The organism is Salinicola corii, from assembly GCF_008298015.1.
Lineage (GTDB): Bacteria > Pseudomonadota > Gammaproteobacteria > Pseudomonadales > Halomonadaceae > Salinicola > Salinicola corii.
The window spans coordinates 108,836-134,555 of the sequence record NZ_VTPX01000002.1; the positions used below are offsets into that span (position 1 = coordinate 108,836).

The window sequence follows — 25,720 nt, forward strand, 5'->3', positions numbered from 1 at the left end:
ACATATGGTCAAGCCGCAGTCAGACGAGTAAGGTATTTGCACCTCAAAACGAGCCGTGGTCCGCTGGCGGCTCGGGTTTCATTCATCACTCTTTCGACACCCGTTGCGGCGAGTTGCTCGCCGCGCGACGAGGCTGGAATCGACCATGAACGATCATCTGCTGCAACTCTCCCCCGAGCCCGTGTGGCGTCATTTTCGTACGCTCTGCAATACGCCGCGCTCCTCTGGCCACGAAGCGAAGTTGATCGACACCCTGCAGCGCTGGGCCGACGACAACGGCTTGACCCATGATCGCGATAGCTACGGCAACTTGCGGATCCGCAAGGCGGCAAGTCCGGGCTGCGAGGCCGTGCCCGGCGTGATCTTGCAGGGCCATCTCGACATGGTCACGCAGGCCAACAGTGACCACCCTCACGATTTCCTCAACGATCCGCTCGATACCTACGTCGAGGATGGCTGGCTGCATGCCCGCGGTACCACGCTGGGCGCCGACAATGGTCTCGGTGTCGCGGCGGCGCTGGCGATTCTCGAGGCGGATGACATCGACCACGGTCCGATAGAGGCGCTGTTCACGCTGGAGGAGGAGACCTCGTTGCAGGGCGCGCTGTCGCTGGACGAGAACTGGCTGGAGGGGCGCTACCTGCTCAACCTCGACTCCGAGGATCGCGGCGAAGTCTATATCGGCTGCGCCGGCGGCGCCGATGTCGTGGTCGACGCCGACTTGCCGATGCGCGGCTGCGACGAGGAGGAGGTGATGCGTCGCATCTCACTGACCGGCCTGGTCGGCGGGCACTCCGGCGCCGATATTCACAAAGAGCGGGGCAACGCCAATCAGTTGCTGGTAAGGGCGCTGCGAGGACTGGGCGAGTTCGAGATTCGACTGGTGGGCTACCAGGGGGGCACGCTGCGCAATGCGCTGCCTCGTGAGGCGTTCGCCACCATCGTGGTGGACGAACACCATCTGCCGGCGGTGGAGCAGGCGCTCGCCGACCTGCAGGCGCTCTACCGCGAGGAGCTGGCCGGCGTCGACGACGACGTGACGCTCTCGCTGTCGCCGGCAGCGGTCTCCTGCGAGGACGTGGACGCACTGACCGACACCGCTACCCAGTTGCTGGTTTCCGCCCTCCACGCCGCGCCTTACGGTGTCGAGCGCATGAGCGTCGAGGTGCCGGGCGTGGTGGAGACCTCCAACAACCTGGGGGTGGTGTCGCTGGAGAAGGGACGCTTCCATCTCTGCGCGCTGGTGCGATCGCTGCGGGATAGCGCGACGCGCAACCTGGCGGACCGTTTCACGGCGCTGTTCGGCCTGATCGGCGCCCAGACGCGGGTCGAGAACGTCTACCCTGGCTGGACGCCCAGCGCCGACAGCACGCTGCTGACCCGCTTTCGCCGGCTCCACCAGGAGCAGCTGGGCAGCGATCCTGCGGTGAAGGTGATCCATGCCGGCCTCGAGTGCGGCATCATCGGTGGCAAGTACCCGCAGCTGGAGATGATCTCCTTCGGCCCGGTGATTCGCGGCGCCCACTCGCCCACCGAGCGTACCGAGCTGGCCTCGGTCGAGGAGTTCTGGAAGGTGCTCAAGGCGCTGGTCGCCGACATCGCCTCCGGCAAGGCCGCCTGACACCGATCCGAAAACGGATAGGGCGAGTGGTTCCCTCGAAGCAATGCGTTCCCGCCGGGTCGCTCTCAGGAGGACCGCTCGCCATGGTGAGGCCCCACTCCCCAAGCGCTCTACTGCCAAGGCCCCGTCCGTGCCGAGCCGAATGGCCGGCCAGCACACTTCTCGAACCCGCCAACGCAACATCCTGCCAGGTGTTCCCCAGCTCAAGTAGTTTTGCATAACGCAGCGGCCAACGGGTACTGCAAGAGGCCGCGCAGCATGAGTATCTTTACGCCAATCCGCATCGATCCATTGCCATGAATCAGACGGCCAGCACGGGGGCGGATCTCTCTTTTACGAACGGCGGCAATACAGGTAGCAAAAGAGCGATAAAAACGCCTTATTGCTGCTGCTGGCGGTGCGTGTCCTCGCGTACCGCTTCGCAGCCCTCTTCCGAGATATAGCCTTTCGCCAGCGCGTGCTCGGCGATGCTGACGCTATCCCGGGCGAGGATCAGTTCGCAACCGGCGTGCCTGACTTCATTGGCCAGGGCTTCGATCGCGGCGTCCCGCTCCGGGTCGTCGTCCACCTTGCGAATGTAGATGGCGCGGACGCGATCCGGGTGCATTTTGACGATCTCGGTGTAGACCTCTGGATCGCGCTGGCCGCTGTCGCCGATCAGAATGAACGGCAGCGTGTCGTAGAGCGATAGCATGTTGCAGATGACGTCGGACTTGTGATCCTCGGCCTTGCGTGGCCAGGGCCGCTTGAGCGTCATGCCCCACTCGCGCAGGAACAGGATCGGCCCGACCGGGATACGGTTCATGTTGAAGAACATCTCGAGAACTTCGTAGATGCTCCAGGGCCCCCGCGAGACATACAGCATCGGGCGTTTGCGATTGCCCTCGGCACCGCCGTAGAGCGCGCGATACAGCGCCGCGACGCCGGGGAAGGCCGTGCGTTGGTCCGCCTTCTCCATGAATAGCCGATAGAGCATCTTCAGCTTGTTGGCGACACCGGTGTACATCACCGTATCGTCGATATCGCTGATCACGATCAGATCGGTGCTCGCCGGCGGAATGTAGATCTCGGTCTCGGTGCTGATGGCGTCATCCTCGGAGACGACCTGCAGCTTGACCGAGTGCCAGGTCGCTTCGGCCGGAAGCGTGTGCGTGATATCGATATGGGCGTGGAAGTAACCGTCACGATCGGTGGTGACGGTGGCATGGGTCGCGCCGAGCCGGATGTCGACACGCGCATCCCTGACGCCATGCCTGACCAGGCGACGCGTGACGTCGACCAGATCGCGCGCCGTCCCTCCTTTCTCCCACTTCATCAAGCGTCCGGGCTGGCGGAAGACACGGCCCATGATGAAGGCTTCCGTATGCGAGCCGTAGCCGCGATAAGGATGTACGATCACACCACCCTCGCCCTTGTCGCCTCCGCGCATGGGGCGGATGAACAGGCGAACCAGCTTCTTGGTGAAGTGGACGAGCTTGGTCACGAACAGCCGAGGGAGCGATCCAGCGCGGGCGGTTTCGGAGGCAGTGTCGGAAGCGTGGGGCACGATAGCTGGCAATCCTCGGTCTGATCAACGAAGAGTATGGGAACTCGCGGGTTATCGTGCAAAGTCTCGGCCCATTGGTCTATTCCTCGAGCGCTTCCAGCGCTGTCAATCGATGCTGCTCCGAGATGATTTCGGCATCGAGTCTCTTGAGTTTGCGCTGGTGTTTGGCGATATCCTCCCGGTCGTCATCCTGCGTGGCTTCGTCGAGCGCTTCGCGCTGCTCCTTGCGTTCATCTTCAAGATCCGCAAGCGTTTGGCGGCTGTCGTCGATCAATGAAGCCGTCGTGCAGTGCTCCTCGACGGCGCTCAGCGCGCGACGCAGCCCTGCGGCATGGTGAGACTGACCGCTGGCATTGGCTTGCGCGAGCTGCTGCTCCAGATGCTTGCGCTTGGCATCGCAGCCGATATCGGACGCTACGGCCTGCGAGGTCATCGGAAGCGTGAGGATTAGGGCGACAGCGCAGCGGAAGATCGTCGGCCTCGGGAAGAAGTGGGTGTCGGCAAGCATGCGGGACTCCAGGTCAGGATCCGGCGGGCAGCCGGAAGAGCGGGGCGTTGGCCCACGAAAAACGCCCACCTTCGGGTGGGCGTCCGGACGGTCATTGTCGAGCGTCGATCAGGCGTGCTGCTTGCTGTGCCGGCCCTCGGCCAACTCTTCCAGCAACTTGCCGTTGAAGTCGTCGAGATCCTTCGGCGTGCGGCTGGTGACCAGGCCGCTGTCGACCACGACCGATTCGTCGAACCACTGGGCGCCGGCATTTTTCAGATCCTGCGCGACCGAGGGCACCGAGGTCATCTTGCGGCCCTCGACGACGCCGGCGTTGATCAGGATCCACGGTGCGTGACAGATCGCCGCGACCGGCTTGCCGGCTTCGAAGAAGTGCCTGACTAACGCCAGGGCCTTGTCGTTGAGTCGCAGCGTATCAGGGTTGAACAGACCACCCGGCAGCACCAGGGCATGGTAGTCGGATTCGTTGACCGCATCGAGACTCTTGTCCGCCTCGTAGGTGTCGCCCCAATCCGTCTCGGCCCAGGCGCGAATGCCCTTGCCGTCCGGGGTGATAACGTGAGTCTCGACGCCTTGGCCTTGCAGCGCGGCACTAGGGGAGGAAAGTTCTGACTCCTCGAAGCCGTTGGCGGCGAGGATTGCGACACGCTTGCCGTTGAGTTGCTGAGCCATCTTGACCTCCTGGTCTTGATATAGCGGCTTGATGTTTCGATGAATAGCAAGCCCATGGGCCATCCCGGTCCATGTCTCGGCTTACCTCGAAAGTTTGGGATAGTCTGGGCAAAGTTCAAGGAAAAACGCGCGTTGGACACTCCCGGTCTGGAGCTCGCGGCTTGCGCGCCGGCGCCGACTCGGGGATGGTGGCCGCCGCGGGGTGGCGAGTGGGCGCCAGGTCAAGAGGAAGCGATGCGATGAATGGCGGAGTGGGGGAATGGCTGTTGCAGTCGGCCGGCGGGCTCGTCCTGACCGGTGGCCTGGTGACGATCCTGATCGGCGTCGTGGTGTGGCAGCGCCAGCGTTTCGCACGCGAGCGCGACAGCCTGCTGACGCGGCTCCAGGCCAGCGAGGCACAGTGCCAGCGCCTGGAGCAGGAGTTGGCCCAGAGCGACGGCCAGCAGGACGATCTGCGCGAGCGCCAGGCGCAACTGCAGCAGCAGCTCGGCACCCGCGAGCAGCAAATCGAGGCCCTCAACGAGCGCCTGGCGACACTGCGCGAGCAGTACGGTCGGCTCGAGACCCGCCACGAGCAGCAGCAGAATCAGCACGCGGAACAGCTCCAGTTGCTGGAGCAGGCGAAGACGCGAATGGGGCACGAGTTCGAATCGCTTGCCGGGCGCATCTTCGACGAGCGCCAGCGCGCCTACAGCGCCCAGAGCCGGGACAGCCTGGAAGCCTTGCTGAAACCGTTTCGCGAGCAGGTCAGCGGCTTTCGCCAGCGTTTCGAGGAGCTTCACGGCCAGGAAGTGCGCGAACGCACCACGCTCAAGGTGCAGATCGATCAACTCGCCTCGCTCAACCGCCAGATCACCGAAGAGGCCGCCAATCTCACCCGCGCCCTCAAGGGCGACAAGAAGATGCAGGGCAACTGGGGCGAAATGATGCTGGAGTCGGTACTGGAGCGCTCGGGCCTGCGCCGCGACATCGAATACCGGCGCGAAGTCTCGATCGACGGCGAGCAGGGTCGCCAGCGCCCGGATGCGGTCATCTACCTGCCCGACGACAAGCACCTGATCGTCGATGCCAAGGTTTCGCTCAACGCCTACGTGCGCTACGTCAACGCCGAGGACGAGACCGAGCGCGAGCAGGCGCTACGCGCGCACGTTCAAGCGGTGAGAAGCCATATCGACGCCCTCTCCGGACGCGACTATCCGCGATTGCCGGGACTGCGTTCGCCCGATTTCGTATTCTTGTTCATGCCGGTCGAACCGGCCTTCGCGGTCGCCTTCCAGCATGACGAAAGCCTGTTTCAAGAGGCTTTCTCCCGCGACATCATCGTGGTTACGCCGACCACACTGCTGGCCAGCCTGCGCACTGTGGCAAGCCTGTGGAATCTGGAACGCCAGAACGAGAACGCGCGCCATATCGCCGAGCGTGCCGGCAAGCTACTCGACAAGTTCCAGGGGTTCGTGTCGAGCCTCGAGGATGTCGGCCGCCACCTGGGCCGAGCACAGGGCAGCTACGATCAGGCGATGGGACGGCTATCGACCGGGCAGGGCAGCCTGGTCGGTCAGGCGCTGGCACTCAACAAACTGGGCGTGCGGATGAAGCGCGACCTTCCGGCGCACCTGACCCGGGATGCCGATGTCGATGCAGAGGGCGATGTCGCTGACGAAGCGGGTCACCCTGGAGGCGACGATGGCTCACGACGGGTCGGTGACGCCGTCCGCGACGACCAGCCTCCCGATAGCCAATCTCGTGATGACCAGCCTGAGGATGCCCGTCCTGGCAATGACAGCCCGGCATCGTGAACGCAGACCGCCGCCCGTGGGGCGGCGGCTGTCAGGCGCGCTCGATCATGAGCGTTGATCGGTTCGGAAGAGAGGTGATCAACCCAGATAGGCGTTGAGCATCCACACGGTCTTCTCCTGCTCGCGTATATAGTCGCTGGCCAGGGAGGCGGTGCCTTCGTCGTCGGCGTCGCTGGCCTGGGAGAGCAGCTCGCGCTGGAGTTCGATCAGGACCTGAAAACCCTTCACCAGACCCTGGACGCACTGCTTGCCGTCGGCGACCTGCTTGTCCTCCTGAATCTGGGAAACCTTGGCGTAGTCGCTGTAGGCGTGCAGCGGCTGGTAACCCAGGGTCAGGATGCGCTCAGCCACTTCGTCGACCTTGGTCAGCAGGTCGGTGTAGATCTCTTCGAACTTGGCGTGGAGCTCGAAGAACTGCTCGCCCTTGACGTTCCAGTGGTAGCCGCGGGTGTTCATGTAGAACACTTGGTAGTTGGCGAGCAGCGTGTTGAGCTTCTCCGCGAGCTGCTCGGCGCTGGAGGTGTGCAGACCGATGGCATTGGTATCGATGTCGGACATGGTATCTCTCCTGAAAGGTGATGGTGACAGTGTAACCGGGCGCCCTGCGGAGCCCCATCCAAGTGTCGATATGGCGTGGATAGCGTCGTTCTATCAGGACGTTAAGCGCGTTCCGTATCAAGGTATATCAGGGCCACATGACGACAATACAAGCCTTGCGGAAGATCGCCCGCCGGCGCGTCATCCTTTGGGGCCGGCCCGCCATAGCCTCGCCAGCGTCCGCGCGCGATCGCCCAGCAGTTCGCCACAGCGAGCCAGCGCCTCGTCCAGCGTTATCGGGCCGTCAGCCAGGGCAAACGCTGCGGTGACGCCATGGTCGAAAGACACTTGCCACTGGTCGCCCAGTCGTCCGGCCAGCACGACGACGGGAACGCCGAAACGCTCGGCGCGGCGAGCGATACCGATCGGCGTCTTGCCCGACAGGCTCTGGCCGTCCAGCTGTCCTTCGCCGGTGATCACCCAGTCGGCGTCGGCCAGCAATGCGTCGAAGGCCACCTGATCCATCATCAGTTCGATGCCAGGACGCAGAGTGGCGCCGAGAAAGGCGCGAGCCGCGAAGCCCATCCCACCAGCAGCGCCAGCTCCCGGCAGTTCCCGGAAATCCTCGCCCAGAATTCTGGCGGCATGATCGGCGAAATGTGACAGCGCCCGGTCCAGCCTGTCGACATCGACCTCCGTCGCCCCCTTTTGCGGGCCGAACACGGCACTGGCACCGCGTGGCCCGAGCAGCGGGTTGTCGACATCGACGGCGGTCTGCACCGTCAGTGAGGCCAGCCGCGGGTCGAGGCCATCGAGATCGAGTGTCGCCAGTTTGGCCAGTGCGGCACCGCCGGGAGGCAGGGCGTTGCCTTCATCATCGAGCAGTCGTCCGCCGAGGGCCTCCAGCATGCCGGCGCCAGCGTCGTTGGTGGCACTGCCGCCCAGGGTCAGTACCAGTGACTCCGCTCCGGCGTCCAGCGCTGCCACGATCAGCTGCCCGACCCCGAAGGTCGAACTGTGGAGCGCAGTACGCTCGTCACGCTTGAGCTGCTGCAGGCCACTGGCCTCCGCCAGCTCGACGAACGCGGTGCGCGAAGCCTCGTGCCAGCCCCAGGTCGCGGTGGTCTCGCGTCCCAGCGCATCCCGCACACTTGCCGTCCTTCGCTCCGCGTTCGTCGCCGCCAGCAGGGCATCCAGCGTGCCTTCGCCGCCGTCGCCCATCGGACACTGATGCAGGATGGCGTCGGGCAGTTCCCGCTCGATGCCGGCGGCGATGGCGGCAGCGGCGTCGCGGGCGGGAAGTGCATCCTTGAAGCTATCGGGGGCGATGACGATGTTCATGGCATCCTCGGCTGGGAGTGAATCGAAACGCATCGTGGCAGCGCCCAGCATAACGTTGTTGCGCGTCGGCAGCGACGGGGGCATGGAGGGGCCCGAGGAGAAGTGAGATATCGGCCGAGCCGGAAGCGCAGGTGGTGAGCATGGAACGGGAATCGGGAAACTGGCATGCTGAACACCGTTCGCAATCTCCTGCGAGGATGCCGTGATGAACGATCTGCGATATCGGCTAGGTTGCTGGGCAGCGATGTGCGTCGGACTCGGCGTATTGAGCGGATGCCAGGCCATGTCGGCACCGGAACCTACCTCGGCGATGGGTGGCAACGCCTTGCCCGCCGCCTGCCGTTGGCCGGCCGGCAGCGGCGATCCGCTGGCGCGCCTGCGGGCCACGCGGGATGCCCTGGAGAGCCAGGGCTATGCGATTCTCGATACCGATGCCACCCTGGGTCTGGTCAGCGCCGAGCGCAAGACCGCACAGCCCGGCCTGGGCGCAGTGAATAGCCCGTTCGGACGTAGCGGCTTCTGGGGCGGTTTCGGCCTGGGGGGCAGGAACGGTTATTCGCTGGGGGTGTTCCAGAACTTCGGCGGTGGCTACAACACCGATCCGGTGCAGATCGAGCGTGTGTCGGTGGTGACACCGGAGAAGACGACGCTGGTCGACCGTGATTCGGTGGTGGTCGATTACAACGGTTATCTGATCGACGCGCGTAGCTACAATCAACCTTCGTTTTGCCAGCAGTTGCGTCAGGATATCGAATCTCGTCTGAACCCGTCCGCCACCGGAGTGACGCCATGAGATATCGCGAGACGACACCCCGCCGGCAAGCCGTGACATGGCGGTCCGGGGCGCGCAGGATCGCCTGGCTGGGCCTGCTGGCGGGGGGGGTGCTGCTGACGGCCTGTGCGGTGTCGCCGCAACCACAGCCGCGGAGTATCGCCGTCCAGGCCACGGCGGGAGAGACGCTCAAGGCGACACTCGCGATGCTGGCCGAGCGCGGGTTCGTGATTCGCCACGGCGACGGCGACCTGGGCCAGATCGATGCGGTGCTGGCCTCTCGCTCGGGCTACGAAGTTCACGCCCAGGTTACCAGCGGCGGCGAACGTCCCCCGGGGCTCGTGATGCAGAATGGCGATACCTACCTTACCTTGAGCGGTCGACGCGGCGGCCAGCCCCTGGACGCGCTGGCGCTCGACCCCTTGTTCGTCGACGTCCAGAACCGGCTGGGATTGCTGCCTTGAGAAGACTGTTTGTTTGGCGACACTGCGCGTGGCTGGGGTTGGCGATGGGCTTGCTGCTGGGGACGTCGCCGGCGGCGTTGGCTCATCCCCACGGCTGGGTGGACATGAGCGTCGAGGGTGTCTTCGATGATCAAGGCAACCTGACCGCGCTTCGCCAGCGCTGGCGCATGGATCCATTCTACAGCCAGGTGGTGATGGAGGAGATGGCGACCGTCAAGGACGGTACCAGCATGGCGCAGCGTCTCGATGCGCTGGGCGTGGAGATCCGCAACAATCTCGCCACCCAGCACAATCTGACCAATATCACGCTCGACGGTCAGCCCGTCGCTCAGGGGGAGGTCACCGACACCAATACCGACTATCGCGACGACCGGCTGGTGTACGAGTTCGTGCTGCCGCTGTCGACACCGCAACGGCTGGCCGGCCATACCCTGAGCTATCGGATCTTCGATCCCACCTACTACATCGAGATGGTGCACGAGGCCAACGAGGACGGCTCCCAGCCACTGCCCGATGCCCTGAAGCTCGACCACCCGCCGGCAGGCTGCACCACCCGGATCGTCAAGGCGACCCCGGACCCGCAGAAGGTGATGGAGGCGGCCATGCTGGACAAGGGCGATAGCGGCGAGCCGAACCTCGGGCGTTTCTTTGCCGAGACAGGAGAGATCGCGTGCCCGGGTTGAGAACGACACTGAGGTTCCTGGTGCCGCTGGCGATGCTGATCGCCGCGGGCGGGGTTGGTTATGCATTGGGGTGGTGGCAGCAGGTCGCGGTGCAGATCGTCTTCTGGCAGGGCGAGTTCTATCACGCCCTGGTCGAGGCCGTCAGTGCGCTGAAGCATGCTCCCGACGTGACGACCTGGGGCGTGCTGCTCGGGGTGAGCTTCGGCTATGGCGTCTTCCATGCCGCAGGGCCGGGCCACGGCAAGGTGGTGTTGAGTACCTACCTGGCGTCGCAGGGGGGCGCCTGGCGCCGCGCGCTGGGCCTCTCCGCGCTGGCGGCACTGCTGCAGGGCGTGATGGCGATCGCCATCATCGGTGTCCTGGTGTTCGGTCTGGGATGGTTGACCCGGCAGGCGATGGGCAGCATCGATCAGGCGGAGCTGGCGAGTTTCGCGATCGTCACCCTGGTCGGGCTGTGGCTCTGTATCCGGTCGCTGCGGCGGCTGTGGCAATCGTGTCATACCGCCAGCAACCCTGCCGCGACCACCACGACCCCGGCTTTCACGCCCGTCGCGACCAGCCCGGTGTCGAGTCATTCGCCGCTGGGCCCGATGGTGCCATCGCAGCGACATACCCACGATGCCCACTGCGGTTGCGGTCACGATCACCATATCGATCCCCGGCAGGCGGGAGACTGGTGCGTGGCGCTGCTGACGGTACTGTCGATCGGCATCCGTCCCTGCAGCGGTGCGGTGCTGCTGCTGGGCGCGGCCTCACTGCTGGACCAGTTCGGCAAGGGCGTGGTCGCGGTACTGGCGATGTCGCTGGGAACGGCGCTGACCGTCTCCTCGCTGGCCCTGCTCAGCGTGCTGGCGCGCGACTGGGTCAAGCGCCATCTCAAGCCCGCCAAGGGGGGCGGCCACTGGCAGTCGTGGGTCGGCTTGGCGGGCGGGGCGCTGATACTGGTGCTGGGCCTGTCGCTGACGCTGGCCCAGTGGCAGCGAGGGCCGGCCGCCGGTCCACCCATGCTTGGCGCGCCCACCGCGCAGCAATCCGACCCCACACCGGGCCCGTTCGGCGCGGGACGAGGCTGACTTCCGCCGTGGTAGCGTTGCTTCTCCCGGTCGATATCAGGGTGACGAAATTGCCGCGCTCGCCAGTCGAGCGATCTCTGCACGACGCTGCTCGAGGGCATCGCCCGAATAGGCTTCGGCGCTGCCGTGGCCCCAGACCGGGCCGGGCCAGGCGGCATCGCCGGAGAATCGCACGATGACGTGGAGGTGAAACTGCGCTACCACGTTTCCGAGCGTGGCGATGTTCAATTTGTCTCCTTCGTAGAACGCCATCATCGCTTTTCCCAGCCGTGTGGCTTCCTGCCACAGGCGCACCTGCTCGTCGCCCGGCAGATCGTAGATTTCGACGACATCCGCGCGCTGCGGGATCAGGATGACCCAGGGATAGCGGGCATCACCGCTCAGGCGAACCTGACACAAGGGCAGGTCGACGACATGAATGCTGTCCTGTTGCAAGCGAGAGTCGAGCGTGAAGTTGGGCATGACGCCTCCGACGGTGAAGGGGAGAAGCGGATCGCAAGGCGTCACTCTACGTCGAGGCTGCGGGAGCGTCGAGTTGCGCCGCGAACGGGGGCAACGGTGGTAAGCTTTCGTTTTTGCCGCTTTGCTCGTGAGTGGTCGGGCGCGGCGGCGGTCCCGGAACGAGGAACACCGTGATGAAAGCTGGATTGGGATGGCTGGCCGTCGGCTGCCTGATATTGATGCTGAGCGCCTGCAATACGATGCATGGCCTGGGCAAGGACATCGAGCGCGGCGGCGAGAAGATCCAGAATGCGTCGCAATAGCGGTTTGGACGTTAAATCCGCGAGTTAGGCAAGATATCGTACGCGTCGCGCGTCTCTCTGCTATTTTGATCACAGGCTGGCTAACAAAACGGCCCGGATGGGCCACGCGTCCATCCGCCCAAAACGTTAAGGAGGACGACATCATGAAACGCCTAATTGCTTTCTCTCTGTTCGCACTGTTCAGCGCTGGTATCCTGGCAGGCTGTAACACGGTCGATGGCGCCGGCAAGGACGTCGAAGCCGGTGGCGAAGCCGTCCAGGACGCAGCCAGCTGATAGCCGAATGCCCGATCCTCGAGGTTCGGGCGTTGGTTTCTCCTCTTATTCGACCTGGAGATTCCCCGTCCCATCCCTCCGCCGCGTGATATCGTCAGATTGCCTCCCCGGCAACCATCGATAGACCGGAGTCCACCATGACATCTCCTCTCGGCACCGAATCCAGCCCGTCTGGTCACGCAAGCGACCGCGAACCGCTGGCCAGCTACGATGATGCCAGCCCGCTCTCCCTCGACACGCTGCCCGGACCGCAGGAGTCCCCCGTTTCCATCGTTTTCAACGACACCGCCTACGCCACCGTGCTGGCGACGCCGGATCAGCTCGAGGCGTTGGCGGTCGGTTTCGCGTTCAGCGAGGGGGTGATCGACCGATACGCCGATGTCGGAGCGATCGCGGTCGAGACCAGCCGGCACGGCTTTCGGGTGCGGCTGCAAGTGGCCGAGCGGATTGCCCGACGCGCCGGCAGCCAGGCGAGGGCGACCCTGTCGACCAGCGGCTGCGGCGCCTGTGGGGTGCAGGAGGAGTCGCAACTGCTGTTCGGACTGACCCGGCTTCCTGTGGCGGCCTTGCCGCCCGTCGAGAGTCTCGGTTCGGGATTGGAGGCGCTGCGAACCGAGTCCTCGCCCGGCGTGCATCTGGCCCTGGGGCTTTCCGAGCATGGCCGGATCGTCACCGTCGGCCGCGATATCGGGCGCCACAACGCGCTGGACAAGGTGATCGGCGAAAGCCTGATGGCCGGCCTCATGCCGGCGCTGGTGATGACCTCCAGTCGCTGCAGCCTCGAGCTCGTGCAGAAGAGCGTCCGGGCCAGGATTCCGGCGCTGGCGACGCTCTCCTATCCCTCGCGGCTCGCGGTGGAAGTCGCGCGAACCTGCAATCTGACCCTGATCAACTGCCATCGGGGCAGGCGGCTCGAACTGCTGAGCCGCGGCGACGGCTGAATCAGGCCCTCGACCTTACCTCCCTCTCAAGCCCGGCGCGTATTGGCCGATACGTTATCCCGTCCCGCGCGCCTGCCTGCTCCCGCAAGTTGTCGACAGCCGAAACGTTAGCGGCGTAATATACTTTTGTATTACGACCAACGTCTGAAGCGAGCTCGTCGCGTCTCGAGTGCAGCAGGCGCTTTGCGCCGACACCGAATCCAGTATCTCATGCCGGCCCCATGCCGATCGTATCGCTGCGCGCCGACGGGCGGGCGTCCGCGATTTCCGGTCGTCACCGAACGTGTAAGGAAAAGCATGTCCCAGTTTCAACGAGAGCCCCGTCGCGAGTCCCCCGCCGAGGATGTCTCGAGCAGCGTGGTGGCCAAGGCACCCAGGATATTCAACTATCACAATCCGGCCGGTGGCTGGGGCGCGCTGAAGTCGGTGGGCAGGCATCTGTTGCACAGCCGATCGCCGGCACTCAATGCGCGCTCGCTGTTCAAGCTCAACCAGCCGGACGGATTCGACTGCCCGGGTTGCGCCTGGGGAGATCCGGAGCACGGCTCGTCGTTCGAGTTCTGCGAGAACGGTGTCAAGGCGGTAACCTGGGAAGCGACCGCCAAGCGCGTCACCCGGCAGTTTTTCGCCAGGTACAGCGTCAGCGAACTGAAGACCTGGGACGACTATCGGCTCGAGGACCAGGGGCGTCTGGTCGAGCCGATGCGCTACAACGCCGAGACCGATCATTACGAGCCGGTGGCGTGGGACGAGGCGCTCGATCTGATCGCCGCCGAGCTCAAGGCGCTGCCGACCCCGGACGACGGCATCTTCTACACCTCCGGCAAGGCCTGCAACGAATCCGCCTACGTGTTCCAGCTGCTGGCGCGTCTGTCGGGTACCAACAACCTGCCGGACTGCTCCAACATGTGCCACGAAGCCAGCGGCGTGGCGCTCAACGCTGCGCTGGGCACCGGCAAGGGCAGCGTGCGGCTGGAAGATTTCGAGAAGGCGGAGGCAATCTTTGTCTTCGGACAGAACCCGGGCACCAACCATCCGCGCATGCTCGGCGTGCTGCGGGAGGCGGCGGAGCGCGGGGCGACCATCGTCACCTTCAATACCCTGAAGGAGCGCGGGCTCGAGAAATTCGCCGATCCGCAGAAGCCGCTGGAGATGCTGCACAACGGCAGCCACCGCATCAGCAGCCACTACTTCCGGCCCAAGCTGGGCGGCGACATGGCGGTGGTGCGGGGCATGGCCAAGGCGCTGTTCGCCCGCGACGCCGCCGGGGAAGCCGTGCTCGACCACCAGTTCATGGCCCAGCACACCGCGCACCTGGAAGCCTATCGCGCTCGCGTCGAGGCGACCGAGTGGACGACGCTGGAAGCCCAGTCCGGTCTGACCCGGGAGGAGATGGAGCAGGCCGCCGAGCTCTATGCGCGCTCCAACGCCACCATCGCCTGCTGGGCGATGGGGATCACCCAGCACGTCCACTCGGTGCCGACGGTGCGCGAGATCGTCAACCTGCTGATGCTGCGCGGCAACCTGGGCAAGCCCGGCGCCGGCACCTCGCCGGTTCGTGGCCACTCCAACGTTCAGGGCGACCGCACCATGGGCATCTACGAGAAGCCCTCGGATGCGCTGCTGGATGCGCTCGAAGCGCAGTACGCGCGGCCGATGCCACGCGAACACGGGGTCGATTCCGTCGCCGCGGTCGAGGCGATGCGCGACCAGCCGGGCAAGGTCTTCCTCGGTCTGGGGGGCAACTTCACCCGCGCGATCTCCGATAGCGTCGTCACCGAACAGGCGATGGCCAACTGCCGATTGACGGCGTTCATCAGCACCAAGCTCAACCGCAGCCACCTGGTGACCGGCGAGAAGGCGCTGATCCTGCCATGCATCGGCCGCAGCGAGATCGACCGCAACGCGGCCGGGAAGTCCCAGCTGATCACGGTGGAGGACTCGATGAGCATGGTCCACGGCTCCGCCGGCATCAACAAGCCGGCGGACAGCGCGCTGCGTTCCGAGATCGCCATCCTGACCGGCATCGCCGAGCGGCTGTTCGCCAGCGATGGGATCGGCGATCAAGATCGCGGCAGCGAGGCGGTCGACTGGGCCGCGATGCGCGAGGATTACGACGTCATTCGCGAGCATATCGCCGCGGTGATTCCTGGGTTCCACGACTTCAACGCCCGCGTTCGGGTGCCGCGCGGCTTCTGGCTCGCCAATCCGGTTGTCCGGCTTGAATTCGGCACCGCGACCGGCAAGGCCGAGTTTTCCGACGATCCGCTGCCGAGCGAGGTGATGCACCAGCAGCTGGCCTCGCGGGAAGGCTGGCTGACGCTGCAGACGATGCGCTCCCACGACCAGTACAACACCACCGTCTACGGCTACGACGACCGCTATCGCGGCATCGAGGGTGGCCGACAGGTGATCTTCCTCAACCGTGACGACATCGCGCGCCTCGGCTTCGAGGCGGGGCAGTGGGTCGATCTGGTGGGCGAGTCCGGCGATGGTGTCGTCCGCCGTGTCGACGGTTTCAAGATCGTCGCCTACGACACCCCGCAGGGGTGTGCCGCCGCCTACTATCCGGAGACCAACCCGCTGATTCCGCTCGCCCACAAGGGCGACTTCAGCCACACCCCGGCCTCCAAGTCGATTGCCGTCAGGCTCGAGGCGAGCGCGCGGCTTGCCTGATCCGCTCGACCCGCAAGCCCTGCAGCGCCGGCTGGTGGCGCTGCAGGCGGAACACCCCGAACTCGACCCGCTGGCGGTGCTGGTGCTGCTGGCGGTTCGCCAGTCCGACGCGGCGAGGGAAAGCGGTGTCTCCACGGCGCTGATGTCCCGTCGGCTGGGAATCGAACACGCTCTGATTCGTCGCGCGGCGGCCGAGCTCGAAGCTGGCGGCTGGGTCACGGCCACGCCGGCCGGTGGCGCCAGTCCTGCCCTGCGGTTGATTTTGCCCGCCACTTGCTGACTCAATGCCGGTATCGACGACTGTCACGATAACCGCCAAGAGGGAGCGATATGCCAGACGATCAACTGAAGGGAAGGGTCGCCGTCGTCACCGGCGGCGGGGTGGGGATCGGTTTCGCCATCGCCCAGGCGCTGGCCGCTGCCGGGGCGCGAGTGGTTATTACCTATCGCTCCCACGAGCCCGATGCCGAGGTGCTGGCAGCGCTGACCGCGAGCGGCGGCGACACGGCGCTGGCCCGGTCGCTGGACGTGACCGATGAGTCGGCCGTCGAGGGCTTCGCGAGCTGGCTGCAAGCCGAGATCGGCGCGATCGATATCCTGATCAACAACGCCGGCGGTCTGGTCCAGCGTTCGACCATCGAAGAGATGCCGTTGTCGCTGTGGCGTCAGGTGCAGGCGCTCAACGTGGATTCGGTCTTCCTGGTCACTCACCACCTGCTACCGCTGTTTCGCGATGGTGGACGCATCGTGACCGTCTCCTCGCTGGCCGGACGCAACGGCGGCCATCCCGGTGCGACGGCCTACGCCACCGCCAAGGCGGCGCTGTTCGGCTTCACCCGGGGGCTGGCCAAGGAAGTGGCCGGTCGCGGCATCACCGTCAATGCGCTGGCGCCGGGCTTCATCGAGGCGACGCCGTTCCACGCGACCTTCACCACCGACGAATCCAAACGCGCCACCATCGAGACGATTCCCGCCGGGCGGGCCGGATTGCCCGAGGACGTCGCTTCGGCGGCGCTGTGGCTGGCCAGCGACGGTGCCGCTTTCGTCTCCGGCACCATCGTCGACATCAACGGCGCCCAGTACTTTGGTTGACGGTACTTTGGCTGACGTTACTCTGGCTAGCCGAGCTCGCTGAGAAAATCGTCGAGGCAGGCGGCCAGCGCGTCGGGGCATTCGAGCATCGGCGTATGGCCGGCATCGAGCGTCTCGAGCCTCGCATCGGCGATACCTGAAGCCAGTACCTGGGCGTGTCGAAGAGAGCGTGCCGGATCCTGTTGGCCATGGACGATGAGCGTCGGGCAGCGGATCTCGCCTAACTGCGGGGTGAGATCGAGGCCGCGCAGGCTGGTCATGGCGCGATGGGCGCGCTCGGGGCCGGTGGCGAGAGCGTAGCGACGCAGTGCATCGCCGTGACGATCCAGCGCTGCCCGTCCGACGCAGCGCAACAGGAAGGCATTGATGAAAGCCTCCCCCCACTGTGCCAGCAGGCGCTGCGGCAGATCGGGATCGCCGTGATCGACGGCGCTGGCCCCGGTACCGATCAATACCAGTCCGTCGAGGCGAGCGCCCAGTGCTGCCGCGACCTGCAACGCAACGACCCCGCCGGCCGAGTGGCCTACCAGAACCCGATGGCCCAGCTCTCGTGCCGGCCAGCGGGCGACGATCTCGCTGGCGGCGACCTCCAGGTCGCCGTCGCCCGGCCCGGCCAGCCAGTCGAGCGGCTGCCACGTCCAGCCGGCCGCGAGCGCTACCGGAGCGAAGATCGTCGGTGGCAGCAGCGTGCCGGGCAGTGCCATCAATCGTCCTGGCCCGCCGCCGACGCGATCAGCCACCGATGGCGCCGATCAGCCAGGCGAAGGCAAGCAGGATGATGCCGATGCCCCAGGCCCACAGGAAGGTGAACTTGAGATGCTCGCGCAGCTCGACGCCGGCCAGGCCGATGGCCAGATAGACGCTGGGCACCACCGGGCTGATGCTGAAGCCGGTGTTCTCGCCGATCAGCATCGCCCGGGCGACCGCCTCCACGGGAACGCCGGCGGCGGTGGCGATGTCGCGCACGATCGGCATCAACGCGAAATAGTAGGCGTCCGGCGAGAACAGCATGCCCAGCGGCACGCCGAAGACGCCGACGATCAGGTGCAGCACGCTCGCCGACCCCGCGGGCAGCAGCTCGATCAGCGCACCGGCCATGCCTTCCGACATGCCCGCGCCGGCCAGGATACCGAGCAGGATGCCGGCCGCCAGCATCACCAGCGCCATCTGCAGGGCATCGTTGGCATGCCTGGCCAGTTCCTTGCCCTGGGCTTCCGGACGCGGGTAGTTGAGCAGCAGGGCGATGCCGAGACCGACCATGAAGCTGGCATAGAGCGGAAAGGCGCCGGTGAACAGGATCAGCAGAATGATCAACGTCAGCGCCACGTTGGCCCAATAGCGCCAGTCGCTGATCGGCAGTGCCGTTTTCCGCGGCGGCAGCAGGTAGGCGCTCATGTCGCCGCCGGCATGGCCATACCCGTTGGCCCGGTTGTGGCGCTGCGTCTTGACGCCGAAGTAGCTCGCCAGCCCCAGCAGCAGCACGATCCCCAGCGCCTGCACCGGTATCAGCGGCAGCCACAGTTCGGAGGCGTCCACGCCGGCGGTGGCCGCCGCGCGGGCCGTCGGGCCGCCCCACGGCACCATGTTGATCACGCCGGCGCTCAGCCCGACCAAGCAGAGCAGGATCAGCGGGCTCATGTTGAGGCGCTGGTAGAGCGGCAGGAAGGCCGGGATCGTGAGCAGGAAGGTGGCCGCGCCGACGCCGTCGAGATGGGCGATGGCGGCCACCAGCACGGTGACGATGGCGACTCGGAGCGGCTCGCCCCGGGTGCGCTCGATCAGGAAGTTGACCAGCGGGTCGAACATGCCGCGCTCGCGCATGATCCCGAAGTAGAGAATGGCGAAGATGAACAGCGTCGCGGTCGGGGCGACGGCGGTGAGGCCATCCTTGATGAAGCCGCCGGTCTCGGCGGGAGTGAACCCCGCCAGCAGGCTGGCGGCGACCGGGACCAGGGCGAACGCCACCACCGGGGTCAGTCGTTTGAGCAGTATCAGTGCGATGATGCCCAGCATCATCACGAATCCGAGCGTTGTTATCATGATGGCTCCGTGAGTTGGCGTAGATCGGGGCGCTTGGGCGCCTCTTGGATGGAAACGGTGCGCATGGCACCGCCGTTCAGCGTCCGGTGATCGTCACGACGCGCCGATACCAGTCGCGCTCAGTCGTCGGGCGCTGGCAGACGCATGCCCAGCAGCAGGTAGCTCAGGCTCTTGCCGTGGCGGTCGAGGGTTGCGCTCTGGTTGACCCCACCCTCCAGCGCGCCCTCGATGACGAAGTTGATGCCGTCGAGCTGGGGCAGGCAGTGACGCGTGACCTTGTGCGGATGGCGGTGGCCGAAGCGCGTCGCCACCGTCTCGGCGGAGAGATATTGCTCCAGCCAGGCGTAGTGACGGCGCTCGAAGGCGAACACGGCCACGTTCAGCGTGTTGCCCTTGTCGCCGGCGCGGGCGTGGGCGAAGTCGGCGAGCAGGACGTCCGGTTTCATCGTCGATACCTCATTGCCAGGCCACAAACGGTGTCACCCGGTCGCGCGCGATCAGAAAGGAGCGGGTGCGCAGCGATTCGCCGAGCTGTCGGCGGACGCCGCCACCGCCGGCCGGCCCGTTGAGGTAGAGCGCCTCGAGCTCCTGCAGCGCCTGCTCGACGGCCTCGCGGTCGCGATCGACGATGCCCAGGCGCAGGCGGACGTCCTCGACGGCGGGGGTATCCTGCAGACGATCCGCCAGCCACTCGCCACCGCCATCGTTGAACAGGCTGGCGACGCCGATCAGGTCGAAATGGGGCTGCAGGTGCGGCAGCCGGTCGTCCAGCCGCTGACGCAGAATGTCCATGGCCAGCCGGGCTCGCTCCACCGCGCCGGGGCCGGCGTAGGAGATTCCCGCCTCGCCGAACCACAGCCCGCGCAGCCCCAGATTGCCCTTCAGCGTCGCCGGGGCCGGGTGGCCCTGAATGCCGTGTACCGCGACCCGATCCGGACCCAGCGTCTCCAGGCTTGCCCGGGAGAGATCGAGGGTGACGTCCGGGGTCAGGTAGGCCGAAGGATCGTGGACCTCGTAGAGCAGTTGCTCCTTGACCGTCTGCTCGGTGACGCAGCCGCCGCTGCCCGGCGTCTTGGTGATGACCAGGCTGGCGTCGCTGCCGACTTCGGCGATCGGGCAGCCGAGATGGGCGGGGTCGGGAATGGCCTTGCGTCCCGCGTCGGCGAAATAGCCGCCGGTAACCTGGGTGCCGCACTCCAGCAGATGGCCGGCGGCCGTGGCCACCGCCAGGCGTTGCCAGTCGTCGGCGGCCCAGCCATGGGCGTGACGCAGCGCGCCGACCACCATCGACGGATCCGCCAGCCGACCGCCGATGACGATGTTGGCGCCCTCACGCAAGGCGTCGGCAACCGCTTCCGCACCGATGTAGACGTTGCAGGAAACGATCTCGTCGCGCGGGCAGTCGGCGGGAAGCCAATCGGCCGTCGCCACCGTGCCGTCGAGCGCATCGCCCAGGTCATCGCCCAGCACGCAGGCGATTTTGGCCTCGAGCCCCTGTGATTCGAGCTCTCGCCGCAGGCGTCGCGCCGCCGCCACGGGGTTGGCGGCGCCGCCGTTGGTGATGATCGGGATGCCGTGAGTCAGGCAGGAGGCGAGGATCGGCTCGAGAAACGCGAACAGATGCGTGGCGTAGCCGAGATCGGGATCGTCCAGCCGCCGCAGCTGGGCCTCGGCCAGGGTGCGCTCGGCCAGCAGCTCGAAGAACAGATAGCGCGGGCCGTAGCGTTCGGCGAGCGCCGCCACCAGCGCGATCGCCGCGTCGGGTCGGTCGCCGGCAAAACCGGCCCCGCAGCCGATATGCGCCAGTCGTGTAGAGGGAGAGGACATGTTGGATCCGTCGATTCATCGATGGAGAGACAATGGCGCAGCGCGACAACATCAGGCAAAGCCATATATCTTATGAATTGATAAAAGATTTCTATTTGGAGCCAGGATGTTTCATCAGCGGCAGCTGCAGGCATTCGTGCGAACCGCCGAGTTGGCCAGCTTCACGCGGGCGGCGAAGGAAATTCACCTGTCGCAGCCCGCGCTGAGCTACCTGATACGAAAGTTGGAAGGGGAATTGGGCATTGCGCTGTTCGCGCGCAATACCCGCACCGTGGTCCTGACGGAGGGCGGCGCGCTGTTCCTGGGCCACGCCCGGCGTATCCTCGCCGATATGTCGCTGGCGCTGGACGACACCCGCAACGTGCGCGAACTCGAGCAGGGCAAGTTCACGGTGGCCGGGCTGCCTTCGGTGGCCTCGTCCCTGCTGCCGAGGACCATTGCGGCCTTTCGCAAGCGTCATCCCAAGGTGACCGTCGTCCTGCGCGACGGCCTGGCCGACCAGGTTCACCAGTGGGTGAGCCGGGGGGAGGTCGACATGGGGCTGGGTTCGCCGCTGCAGCGGGATCGGGAGCTCGATTTTCAGCCGCTGTTTCACGACGATCTGCTGCTGATCACGCCGCCGCGGGTGGTGAGGCGCAGCGAGTCGCCCTGGTACGGGCTCGACCAGATGCCGTACATCGCCATGACCCCGGGCTCGAGTGCCAGGCACTACGCGGATCTGGCGATGGAGCACGCCGGCAGGCAGGTCGCGCCCACCTGGGAGGTGAGCTTCATGAGTTCGGCGATCGCGATGGTGAGAGCGAAGCTGGGATACGCGCTGCTGCCGGCCTCCAGCGTCGATGTCTTCAATCTCGACGATATCACCCGGCTGCCCGTCAACATGCGCGAGCCACGGGAGATCGGCATTCTCCGGCGCAAGCCGCTGCACGCCTCGCCGGCACTGGAGGCGTTCCTTCGCCAGTTGCGCAAGCAGATCCCGTCCACCGATGACCCTGCCCCCGATGAGAACGGGAGCGCTTCCCCGGCCTAGACCCCGAACGCGTAGCGCCGCTCCAGCCGCTCGAACAGCAGGTCGGTGACGATCGCCAGCAAACCGACCAGCAGCGCGCCCTGGATCACGTAGGCCAGGTTGTTGCCGACCAGGCCGGCGATCAGTGGCGTGCCCAGGCTCTTGGCGCCGACGGTGGAACCGATGGTGGCGGTGCCGATGTTGATGATCACCGAGACGCGAATGCCGGCGATGATCACCCGCATCGCCAGCGGCAGCTCGACGCGGCGCAGGATCTGCCAGCGACTCATGCCGTTGCCGCGGGCCGCCTCCAGCGTGGTCTGCGGTACCGTGCCGAGGCCGGCGATGGTGTTCTGGATCACCGGCAGCAGGCCGTAGAGCGACAGCGCGATGATGGTCGGGGTGAAGCCGAAGCCGGCCAGCGGCACGGCGATGGCGAGCACCGCGGCGGGGGGGAAGGTCTGGCCGATGGCGGCCAGCGACGACACCATCGGTTCGAACTCGCGCCCCACCGGGCGGGTCACGAACAGGCCGGCGGCGATGCCGATCGTCACCGAGATCAGCGACGACACCAGCACCAGCCCGATATGCGCCAGCATCAGGTTGAGGAAGCTGTCGCGGGCGTAGAGCGGGTTGCCGAGATCGGGAAACAGGGCGCGAAACAGCGGCTCGAGCTGGGCCATTCCCAGCGTCAGTGCGATCAGCAGCGCAATCAGGATCAGCAGCACGCCATTGCCGGCGGAGGCTGCACGCAACGGTCGAGCACTTCGAGCTGCGCCGCTCATGAGGCCGGCTCTCCGGCGTGCAGCCCGCCGTCTGACTCGATTCCCATGATGCCCTGCATGCCCACCTCGCCGATCAGCTTGCCGGTCCCATCGACGACCGGCAGTACCATGACGCGATACCAGACCATCCGCGAGAGCGCCTCCTTCATGCTCATCTCCGGCGTGGCGATCCACTCCGCCCTGACGTCGGTATGCCGATGCTGGTCGTCCAGCCGGGCGCCCTCGAGGACGATCGGCCGGCCGGCGTCGTCGAGTCGCCAGCAGTGATCGAGGCCGGGCAGCGTGGCGTGATGCGCCAGGCTCGGTGGGCGCTGGTACTGATGGACCCAGCGCCGCGAGAGCAGCTTGAGACCCAGATCCGCCTGGCCGAAGAACTCGCGAACGAAGTCGTCCGCGGGTTTCACCATCATCTCGATGGGGCGATCGTACTGGACCAGCCTGCCGCCGTTGAGCAGCGCGATACGGGTCGCCAGCTGCAGCGCCTCGTCCATGTCGTGGGTGACGAAGACGATGGTCTTGCCGGTCTGCCGGTGAACCCGGCGCATTTCCGCCTGGAGCGCCTCGCGGGTGATCGGGTCGACCGCGCCGAACGGTTCATCCATCAGCAGCACTTCCGGATCGGCGGCGAGCGCGCGGGCCACGCCGACCCGCTGCGCCTGGCCGCCGGAGAGCTGGTGCGGATACTTGTGACGGAACTCGGCCGGGTCGAGATGGAACATCGCCATCAGCTCGTCGACCCGATCGTCGATACGGGACTTCGGCCATTTCAACAGCTGCGGCACGGTGGCGATGTTCCGGGCCACGCTCCAGTGGGGGAACAGCCCGGTCGACTGGATGGCGTAGCCGATCCGCCGCCTGAGCTGCTCGGCCGGCAGCTCGGTCACGTCGTCGCCGTTGAGAATGATGCGACCACCGCTCAGCGGCACCAGGCGATTGATCATCTTCAGGGTGGTCGACTTGCCACAGCCGGAAGGGCCGATCAGCACGCCGAACTCACCGGTCTCCAGCGTCATCGAGACGTCCTCGACGACGTTCTTGCCCGCGTAGGTCTTGGTCAGCCCTTGCAATTCAATCATGGATCTTTCCTGAACGGCGCCTGAAACAGCGTCAGCGAGTACCGGATGGACGACTCAGGCTGACCAGAATCTGCAGCGCGAAGTCGGCGATGACCGCCAGCACGATGGTCGGGATGGCACCCAGCAGCACCAGGTCGATGGCGTACTGGCCCAGCCCCTGGAAGATGAAGGCACCGAAGCCGCCGGCGCCGATCAGCGCGGCGACCACCACCAGCCCGATCGCCTGGACGGTGACGATGCGCAGCCCCGACAGGATCACCGGTAGCGCCAGCGGGATCTCCACCCGCCATAGAATCTGGCGCGGTGTCATGCCCATGCCGCGGGCCGCCTCCAGGGCACCGGTCGAGACGCCGGCGAGGCCGGAGTAGGTGTTGCGCACGATCGGCAGCAGCGAGTAGAGCACCAGGGCGATGATCGCCGGCGCCACGCCGATGCCGCTCACACCCAGCTCGCCCAGCCACGGCACGGCCCGGCCGAGCGCCGATAGCGGCGCGATGAGCAGCCCGAACACGGCGATCGACGGCAGTGTCTGGAACACGTTGAGCACGCTGAACAGGCCGTTGCGCAGGCGGGCCCGACGATTGGCCAGCAGGCCCAGCGGCAGCCCGATCAGCAGGGCGGGCAGCAGCGCACCGGCGACCAGCAGCAGGTGTCGCACCAACTGGTCGATGAAGTTGTCCCGCTGATTGGCGAATTCGCGCATGATCGACAGCGGCGAGAGCAGCTCGCCGGAGAAGCAGACGCCGATCACCGCCAGCGCCGCGACGCCGTAGAGGGCACGGCCCGACGGGCCGAGACGCAGCCGTTGCAGAGCATCGATGGCGATCAGTGCGCTGACGAACAGCAGAATCCAGAAGGTCGCGCCCTGTGAGACACGAGCGGCCGGCGAGGCCTCGGCCAGGGCGCGGTGGGCGTAGGCCCCGAGTGCCTGGAGATCGAGCGCCAGCAGTGGCAGGGTGGCGCCCAGCGACAGCCACAGCGCGATGCGTCTCGGTAGCGGTCCGGCCAGCGCCGCGACCAGCAGCAGGATGCCGATCAGCGCGAGGGTCGCGAACTGCCAGCCGGCCAGCGCCTGCCACAGCATGACCGGCTGGCCCGACACCAGCCGATTGGGCGACAGGCTGGCAAAGGGCAGCAGCGCGACGCTGGCGACGGCGGCGACCAGCAGCGTCGTCAACACCCGGTTGCCGACCAGTCGACGTCCTTCGGGCGGAGTCACGATCGAACTCAGTCCAGCAGGCCTTGCTCGGTCAGATAGTCATGGGCGACCTGGTCCGCCGGCAGTCCGTCGACCTGGATCTTGCCGTTCAGCGCCTGCAGCGTCTCGCGATCAAGGGATTCGAACACCGGCTTCAGCAGCTCCTCGATCTGCGGATAGGCCTCGAGCACCGACTGACGAACCACCGGAGCCGGCTCGTAGACCATCTGCACGCCCTGGGGATCGTCCATCACCTTTAGCTCGGCGGCGGCGATGGCGCCATCGGTTCCGTAGACCATGGCGGCGTTGGTGCCGCTGGTGCCCGCGGCAGCGGCACGGATGGTGGCGGCGGTGTTGCCGCCCGAGAGAACCAGCAACTGGTCCTCACCGAGCGTGAAGTCGTAGGCGCGCTGGAAACTGGGCAGCGCCGCATCGCTCTCGACGAATTCCGCCGAAGCGGCCAGCTTGATCTTGCCGCCGTCACTGACCCATCGGCCGAAATCGGCCATGCTGGAGAGATCGTTGTCATCGGCCACGTCCTGGCGTACGGCGATGGCCCAGGTGTTGTTGGCCGGTGCCGGCGTCAGCCATGCCAACTGATGCGCTTCGCTGTCGGCAGCCTTGATCTTGTCGTACCCCGCCTGCTCGTCCTTCCAGGCCGGATCGTCGGTGGTGTCGGTGAAGAACGCGCCGTTGCCGGTATATTCGGGATAGAGATCGATGTCGCCTGTCACCAGCGCTTGGCGCACGATATTGGTCGGGCCTAGCTGCAGCCGGCTATCGACCGGCAGATCGGCGTTTTCCAGCACGTCGACGATCATGTTGCCCAGCAGAGATCCTTCGGTGTCGATCTTGGAGGCGACGCGAATCGGCTGCTGGTCGTCCTGCGCCACGGCCTGACCCATGCCGAGGCTGGCGGTGATCGCCGCGGCGGCGACGGAGGTGATGATACGAGCGGAGAGCGACGGGCGCATGGCGGCGTTCCTTTGCGATCGATGAGCTTGAAGACTCGGTTGTTGTGGGA

Annotated in this window: 27 protein-coding genes; 13 read left to right on the top strand and 14 right to left on the bottom strand. The window is 66.0% G+C overall.

Going from position 1 to position 25,720, the window contains the following annotated elements:
• The first annotated feature begins 145 nt into the window (after window positions 1-145).
• Window positions 146-1,621 carry an aminoacyl-histidine dipeptidase gene (locus F0A16_RS04430; protein WP_149434199.1) on the top strand — a complete coding sequence of 492 codons (1,476 nt, stop codon included), beginning with the start codon at window positions 146-148 and terminating at the stop codon, window positions 1,619-1,621.
• A 379-nt stretch (window positions 1,622-2,000) separates the two neighbouring features.
• Here the strand turns inward: F0A16_RS04430 and F0A16_RS04435 are convergent, their stop codons facing one another.
• The 3 genes from F0A16_RS04435 to F0A16_RS04445 all read right to left on the bottom strand — a co-directional run bounded on the left by F0A16_RS04435 (window position 2,001) and on the right by F0A16_RS04445 (window position 4,347).
• A complete protein-coding gene (locus tag F0A16_RS04435) occupies window positions 2,001-3,167 on the bottom strand; it encodes an App1 family protein (protein ID WP_338100590.1) in 1,167 nt (388 codons plus the stop codon).
• Between the two features lie 79 nt (window positions 3,168-3,246).
• Complete coding sequence (locus F0A16_RS04440; RefSeq protein WP_149434200.1) at window positions 3,247-3,675, bottom strand: DUF1090 domain-containing protein; 429 nt, start codon at window positions 3,673-3,675, stop codon at window positions 3,247-3,249.
• Window positions 3,676-3,783: 108 nt separating this feature from the next.
• Window positions 3,784-4,347: a type 1 glutamine amidotransferase domain-containing protein gene (locus tag F0A16_RS04445; protein ID WP_149434201.1), complete on the bottom strand. Its 564-nt coding sequence runs from the start codon at window positions 4,345-4,347 to the stop codon at window positions 3,784-3,786.
• Window positions 4,348-4,586: 239 nt separating this feature from the next.
• On the opposite strand from F0A16_RS04445, the gene F0A16_RS04450 reads away from it, so the two are divergent.
• Window positions 4,587-6,143, top strand: a complete 1,557-nt coding sequence (locus F0A16_RS04450; protein ID WP_149434202.1) for a DNA recombination protein RmuC — start codon at window positions 4,587-4,589, stop codon at window positions 6,141-6,143.
• Between the two features lie 78 nt (window positions 6,144-6,221).
• Here the strand turns inward: F0A16_RS04450 and F0A16_RS04455 are convergent, their stop codons facing one another.
• Both F0A16_RS04455 and F0A16_RS04460 read right to left on the bottom strand, forming a co-directional pair.
• Window positions 6,222-6,701, bottom strand: coding sequence for a Dps family protein (locus tag F0A16_RS04455; protein ID WP_110598074.1), 480 nt, complete (start codon window positions 6,699-6,701; stop codon window positions 6,222-6,224).
• 180 nt (window positions 6,702-6,881) lie between these two features.
• The gene (locus tag F0A16_RS04460; protein ID WP_149434552.1) at window positions 6,882-8,021 is read right to left on the bottom strand and encodes a glycerate kinase; all 1,140 of its coding nucleotides are present in this window, start codon (window positions 8,019-8,021) and stop codon (window positions 6,882-6,884) included.
• Window positions 8,022-8,226: 205 nt separating this feature from the next.
• On the opposite strand from F0A16_RS04460, the gene F0A16_RS04465 reads away from it, so the two are divergent.
• Genes F0A16_RS04465 through F0A16_RS04480 form a run of 4 tightly spaced genes read left to right on the top strand, consistent with a single transcriptional unit; the run spans window position 8,227 to window position 11,013 of the window.
• On the top strand, window positions 8,227-8,814 hold the full coding sequence (locus F0A16_RS04465; RefSeq protein WP_149434203.1) for a hypothetical protein: 588 nt from the start codon (window positions 8,227-8,229) through the stop codon (window positions 8,812-8,814).
• On the top strand, window positions 8,811-9,257 hold the full coding sequence (locus F0A16_RS04470; RefSeq protein ID WP_149434204.1) for a hypothetical protein: 447 nt from the start codon (window positions 8,811-8,813) through the stop codon (window positions 9,255-9,257). Before F0A16_RS04465 ends, F0A16_RS04470 begins: the two co-directional genes overlap by 4 nt.
• The gene (locus F0A16_RS04475; RefSeq protein ID WP_239023707.1) at window positions 9,254-9,940 is read left to right on the top strand and encodes a DUF1007 family protein; all 687 of its coding nucleotides are present in this window, start codon (window positions 9,254-9,256) and stop codon (window positions 9,938-9,940) included. Before F0A16_RS04470 ends, F0A16_RS04475 begins: the two co-directional genes overlap by 4 nt.
• On the top strand, window positions 9,928-11,013 hold the full coding sequence (locus F0A16_RS04480) for a nickel/cobalt transporter (protein WP_239023708.1): 1,086 nt from the start codon (window positions 9,928-9,930) through the stop codon (window positions 11,011-11,013). Before F0A16_RS04475 ends, F0A16_RS04480 begins: the two co-directional genes overlap by 13 nt.
• A 36-nt stretch (window positions 11,014-11,049) precedes the next feature.
• Here F0A16_RS04480 and F0A16_RS04485 read toward each other — a convergent pair whose 3' ends face one another.
• The gene (locus F0A16_RS04485) at window positions 11,050-11,475 is read right to left on the bottom strand and encodes an HIT domain-containing protein (RefSeq protein ID WP_149434205.1); all 426 of its coding nucleotides are present in this window, start codon (window positions 11,473-11,475) and stop codon (window positions 11,050-11,052) included.
• A gap of 173 nt (window positions 11,476-11,648) precedes the next feature.
• On the opposite strand from F0A16_RS04485, the gene F0A16_RS04490 reads away from it, so the two are divergent.
• From F0A16_RS04490 to F0A16_RS04515, 6 genes are all read left to right on the top strand, one after another.
• The gene (locus F0A16_RS04490; RefSeq protein ID WP_149434206.1) at window positions 11,649-11,777 is read left to right on the top strand and encodes an entericidin A/B family lipoprotein; all 129 of its coding nucleotides are present in this window, start codon (window positions 11,649-11,651) and stop codon (window positions 11,775-11,777) included.
• Window positions 11,778-11,920: 143 nt separating this feature from the next.
• A complete protein-coding gene (locus F0A16_RS04495; RefSeq protein WP_071232719.1) occupies window positions 11,921-12,052 on the top strand; it encodes an entericidin A/B family lipoprotein in 132 nt (43 codons plus the stop codon).
• A 137-nt stretch (window positions 12,053-12,189) separates the two neighbouring features.
• Window positions 12,190-12,993, top strand: a complete 804-nt coding sequence (locus tag F0A16_RS04500) for a formate dehydrogenase accessory sulfurtransferase FdhD (RefSeq protein WP_149434207.1) — start codon at window positions 12,190-12,192, stop codon at window positions 12,991-12,993.
• A 297-nt stretch (window positions 12,994-13,290) separates the two neighbouring features.
• A complete protein-coding gene (locus tag F0A16_RS04505; RefSeq protein ID WP_149434208.1) occupies window positions 13,291-15,669 on the top strand; it encodes an FdhF/YdeP family oxidoreductase in 2,379 nt (792 codons plus the stop codon).
• Complete coding sequence (locus tag F0A16_RS04510; RefSeq protein ID WP_149434209.1) at window positions 15,662-15,949, top strand: MarR family transcriptional regulator; 288 nt, start codon at window positions 15,662-15,664, stop codon at window positions 15,947-15,949. Before F0A16_RS04505 ends, F0A16_RS04510 begins: the two co-directional genes overlap by 8 nt.
• 50 nt (window positions 15,950-15,999) lie before the next feature.
• Window positions 16,000-16,761: an SDR family NAD(P)-dependent oxidoreductase gene (locus F0A16_RS04515; protein WP_149434210.1), complete on the top strand. Its 762-nt coding sequence runs from the start codon at window positions 16,000-16,002 to the stop codon at window positions 16,759-16,761.
• Between the two features lie 26 nt (window positions 16,762-16,787).
• Here F0A16_RS04515 and F0A16_RS04520 read toward each other — a convergent pair whose 3' ends face one another.
• The 4 genes from F0A16_RS04520 to F0A16_RS04535 form a co-directional block, all read right to left on the bottom strand.
• Complete coding sequence (locus F0A16_RS04520; RefSeq protein WP_149434211.1) at window positions 16,788-17,465, bottom strand: alpha/beta fold hydrolase; 678 nt, start codon at window positions 17,463-17,465, stop codon at window positions 16,788-16,790.
• A gap of 28 nt (window positions 17,466-17,493) precedes the next feature.
• Entirely contained in the window at window positions 17,494-18,801 is a 1,308-nt protein-coding gene (locus F0A16_RS04525; protein WP_149434212.1) for a CitMHS family transporter, read from the bottom strand.
• Window positions 18,802-18,920: 119 nt separating this feature from the next.
• Window positions 18,921-19,247 carry an AtuA-related protein gene (locus F0A16_RS04530; protein ID WP_149434213.1) on the bottom strand — a complete coding sequence of 109 codons (327 nt, stop codon included), beginning with the start codon at window positions 19,245-19,247 and terminating at the stop codon, window positions 18,921-18,923.
• 10 nt (window positions 19,248-19,257) lie between these two features.
• Window positions 19,258-20,628: an acyclic terpene utilization AtuA family protein gene (locus tag F0A16_RS04535; protein WP_149434214.1), complete on the bottom strand. Its 1,371-nt coding sequence runs from the start codon at window positions 20,626-20,628 to the stop codon at window positions 19,258-19,260.
• A gap of 106 nt (window positions 20,629-20,734) precedes the next feature.
• Here F0A16_RS04535 and F0A16_RS04540 point away from each other — a divergent pair, with 106 nt between their 5' ends.
• The gene (locus F0A16_RS04540) at window positions 20,735-21,658 is read left to right on the top strand and encodes a LysR family transcriptional regulator (protein ID WP_149434215.1); all 924 of its coding nucleotides are present in this window, start codon (window positions 20,735-20,737) and stop codon (window positions 21,656-21,658) included.
• Here F0A16_RS04540 and F0A16_RS04545 read toward each other — a convergent pair.
• Genes F0A16_RS04545 through osmF form a run of 4 tightly spaced genes read right to left on the bottom strand, consistent with a single transcriptional unit; the run spans window position 21,655 to window position 25,670 of the window.
• Window positions 21,655-22,422, bottom strand: a complete 768-nt coding sequence (locus F0A16_RS04545; protein ID WP_149434216.1) for an ABC transporter permease — start codon at window positions 22,420-22,422, stop codon at window positions 21,655-21,657. The genes F0A16_RS04540 and F0A16_RS04545 overlap by 4 nt on opposite strands.
• Window positions 22,419-23,498, bottom strand: a complete 1,080-nt coding sequence (locus F0A16_RS04550; protein WP_149434217.1) for an ABC transporter ATP-binding protein — start codon at window positions 23,496-23,498, stop codon at window positions 22,419-22,421. Before F0A16_RS04550 ends, F0A16_RS04545 begins: the two co-directional genes overlap by 4 nt.
• Before the next feature lie 31 nt (window positions 23,499-23,529).
• The gene (locus F0A16_RS04555) at window positions 23,530-24,717 is read right to left on the bottom strand and encodes an ABC transporter permease (RefSeq protein ID WP_239023709.1); all 1,188 of its coding nucleotides are present in this window, start codon (window positions 24,715-24,717) and stop codon (window positions 23,530-23,532) included.
• A gap of 8 nt (window positions 24,718-24,725) precedes the next feature.
• Window positions 24,726-25,670 (bottom strand): glycine betaine ABC transporter substrate-binding protein OsmF, encoded by a 945-nt coding sequence (osmF, locus tag F0A16_RS04560; RefSeq protein WP_223119707.1) that lies wholly within the window; start codon window positions 25,668-25,670, stop codon window positions 24,726-24,728.
• Between the last annotated feature and the right edge of the window lie 50 nt (window positions 25,671-25,720).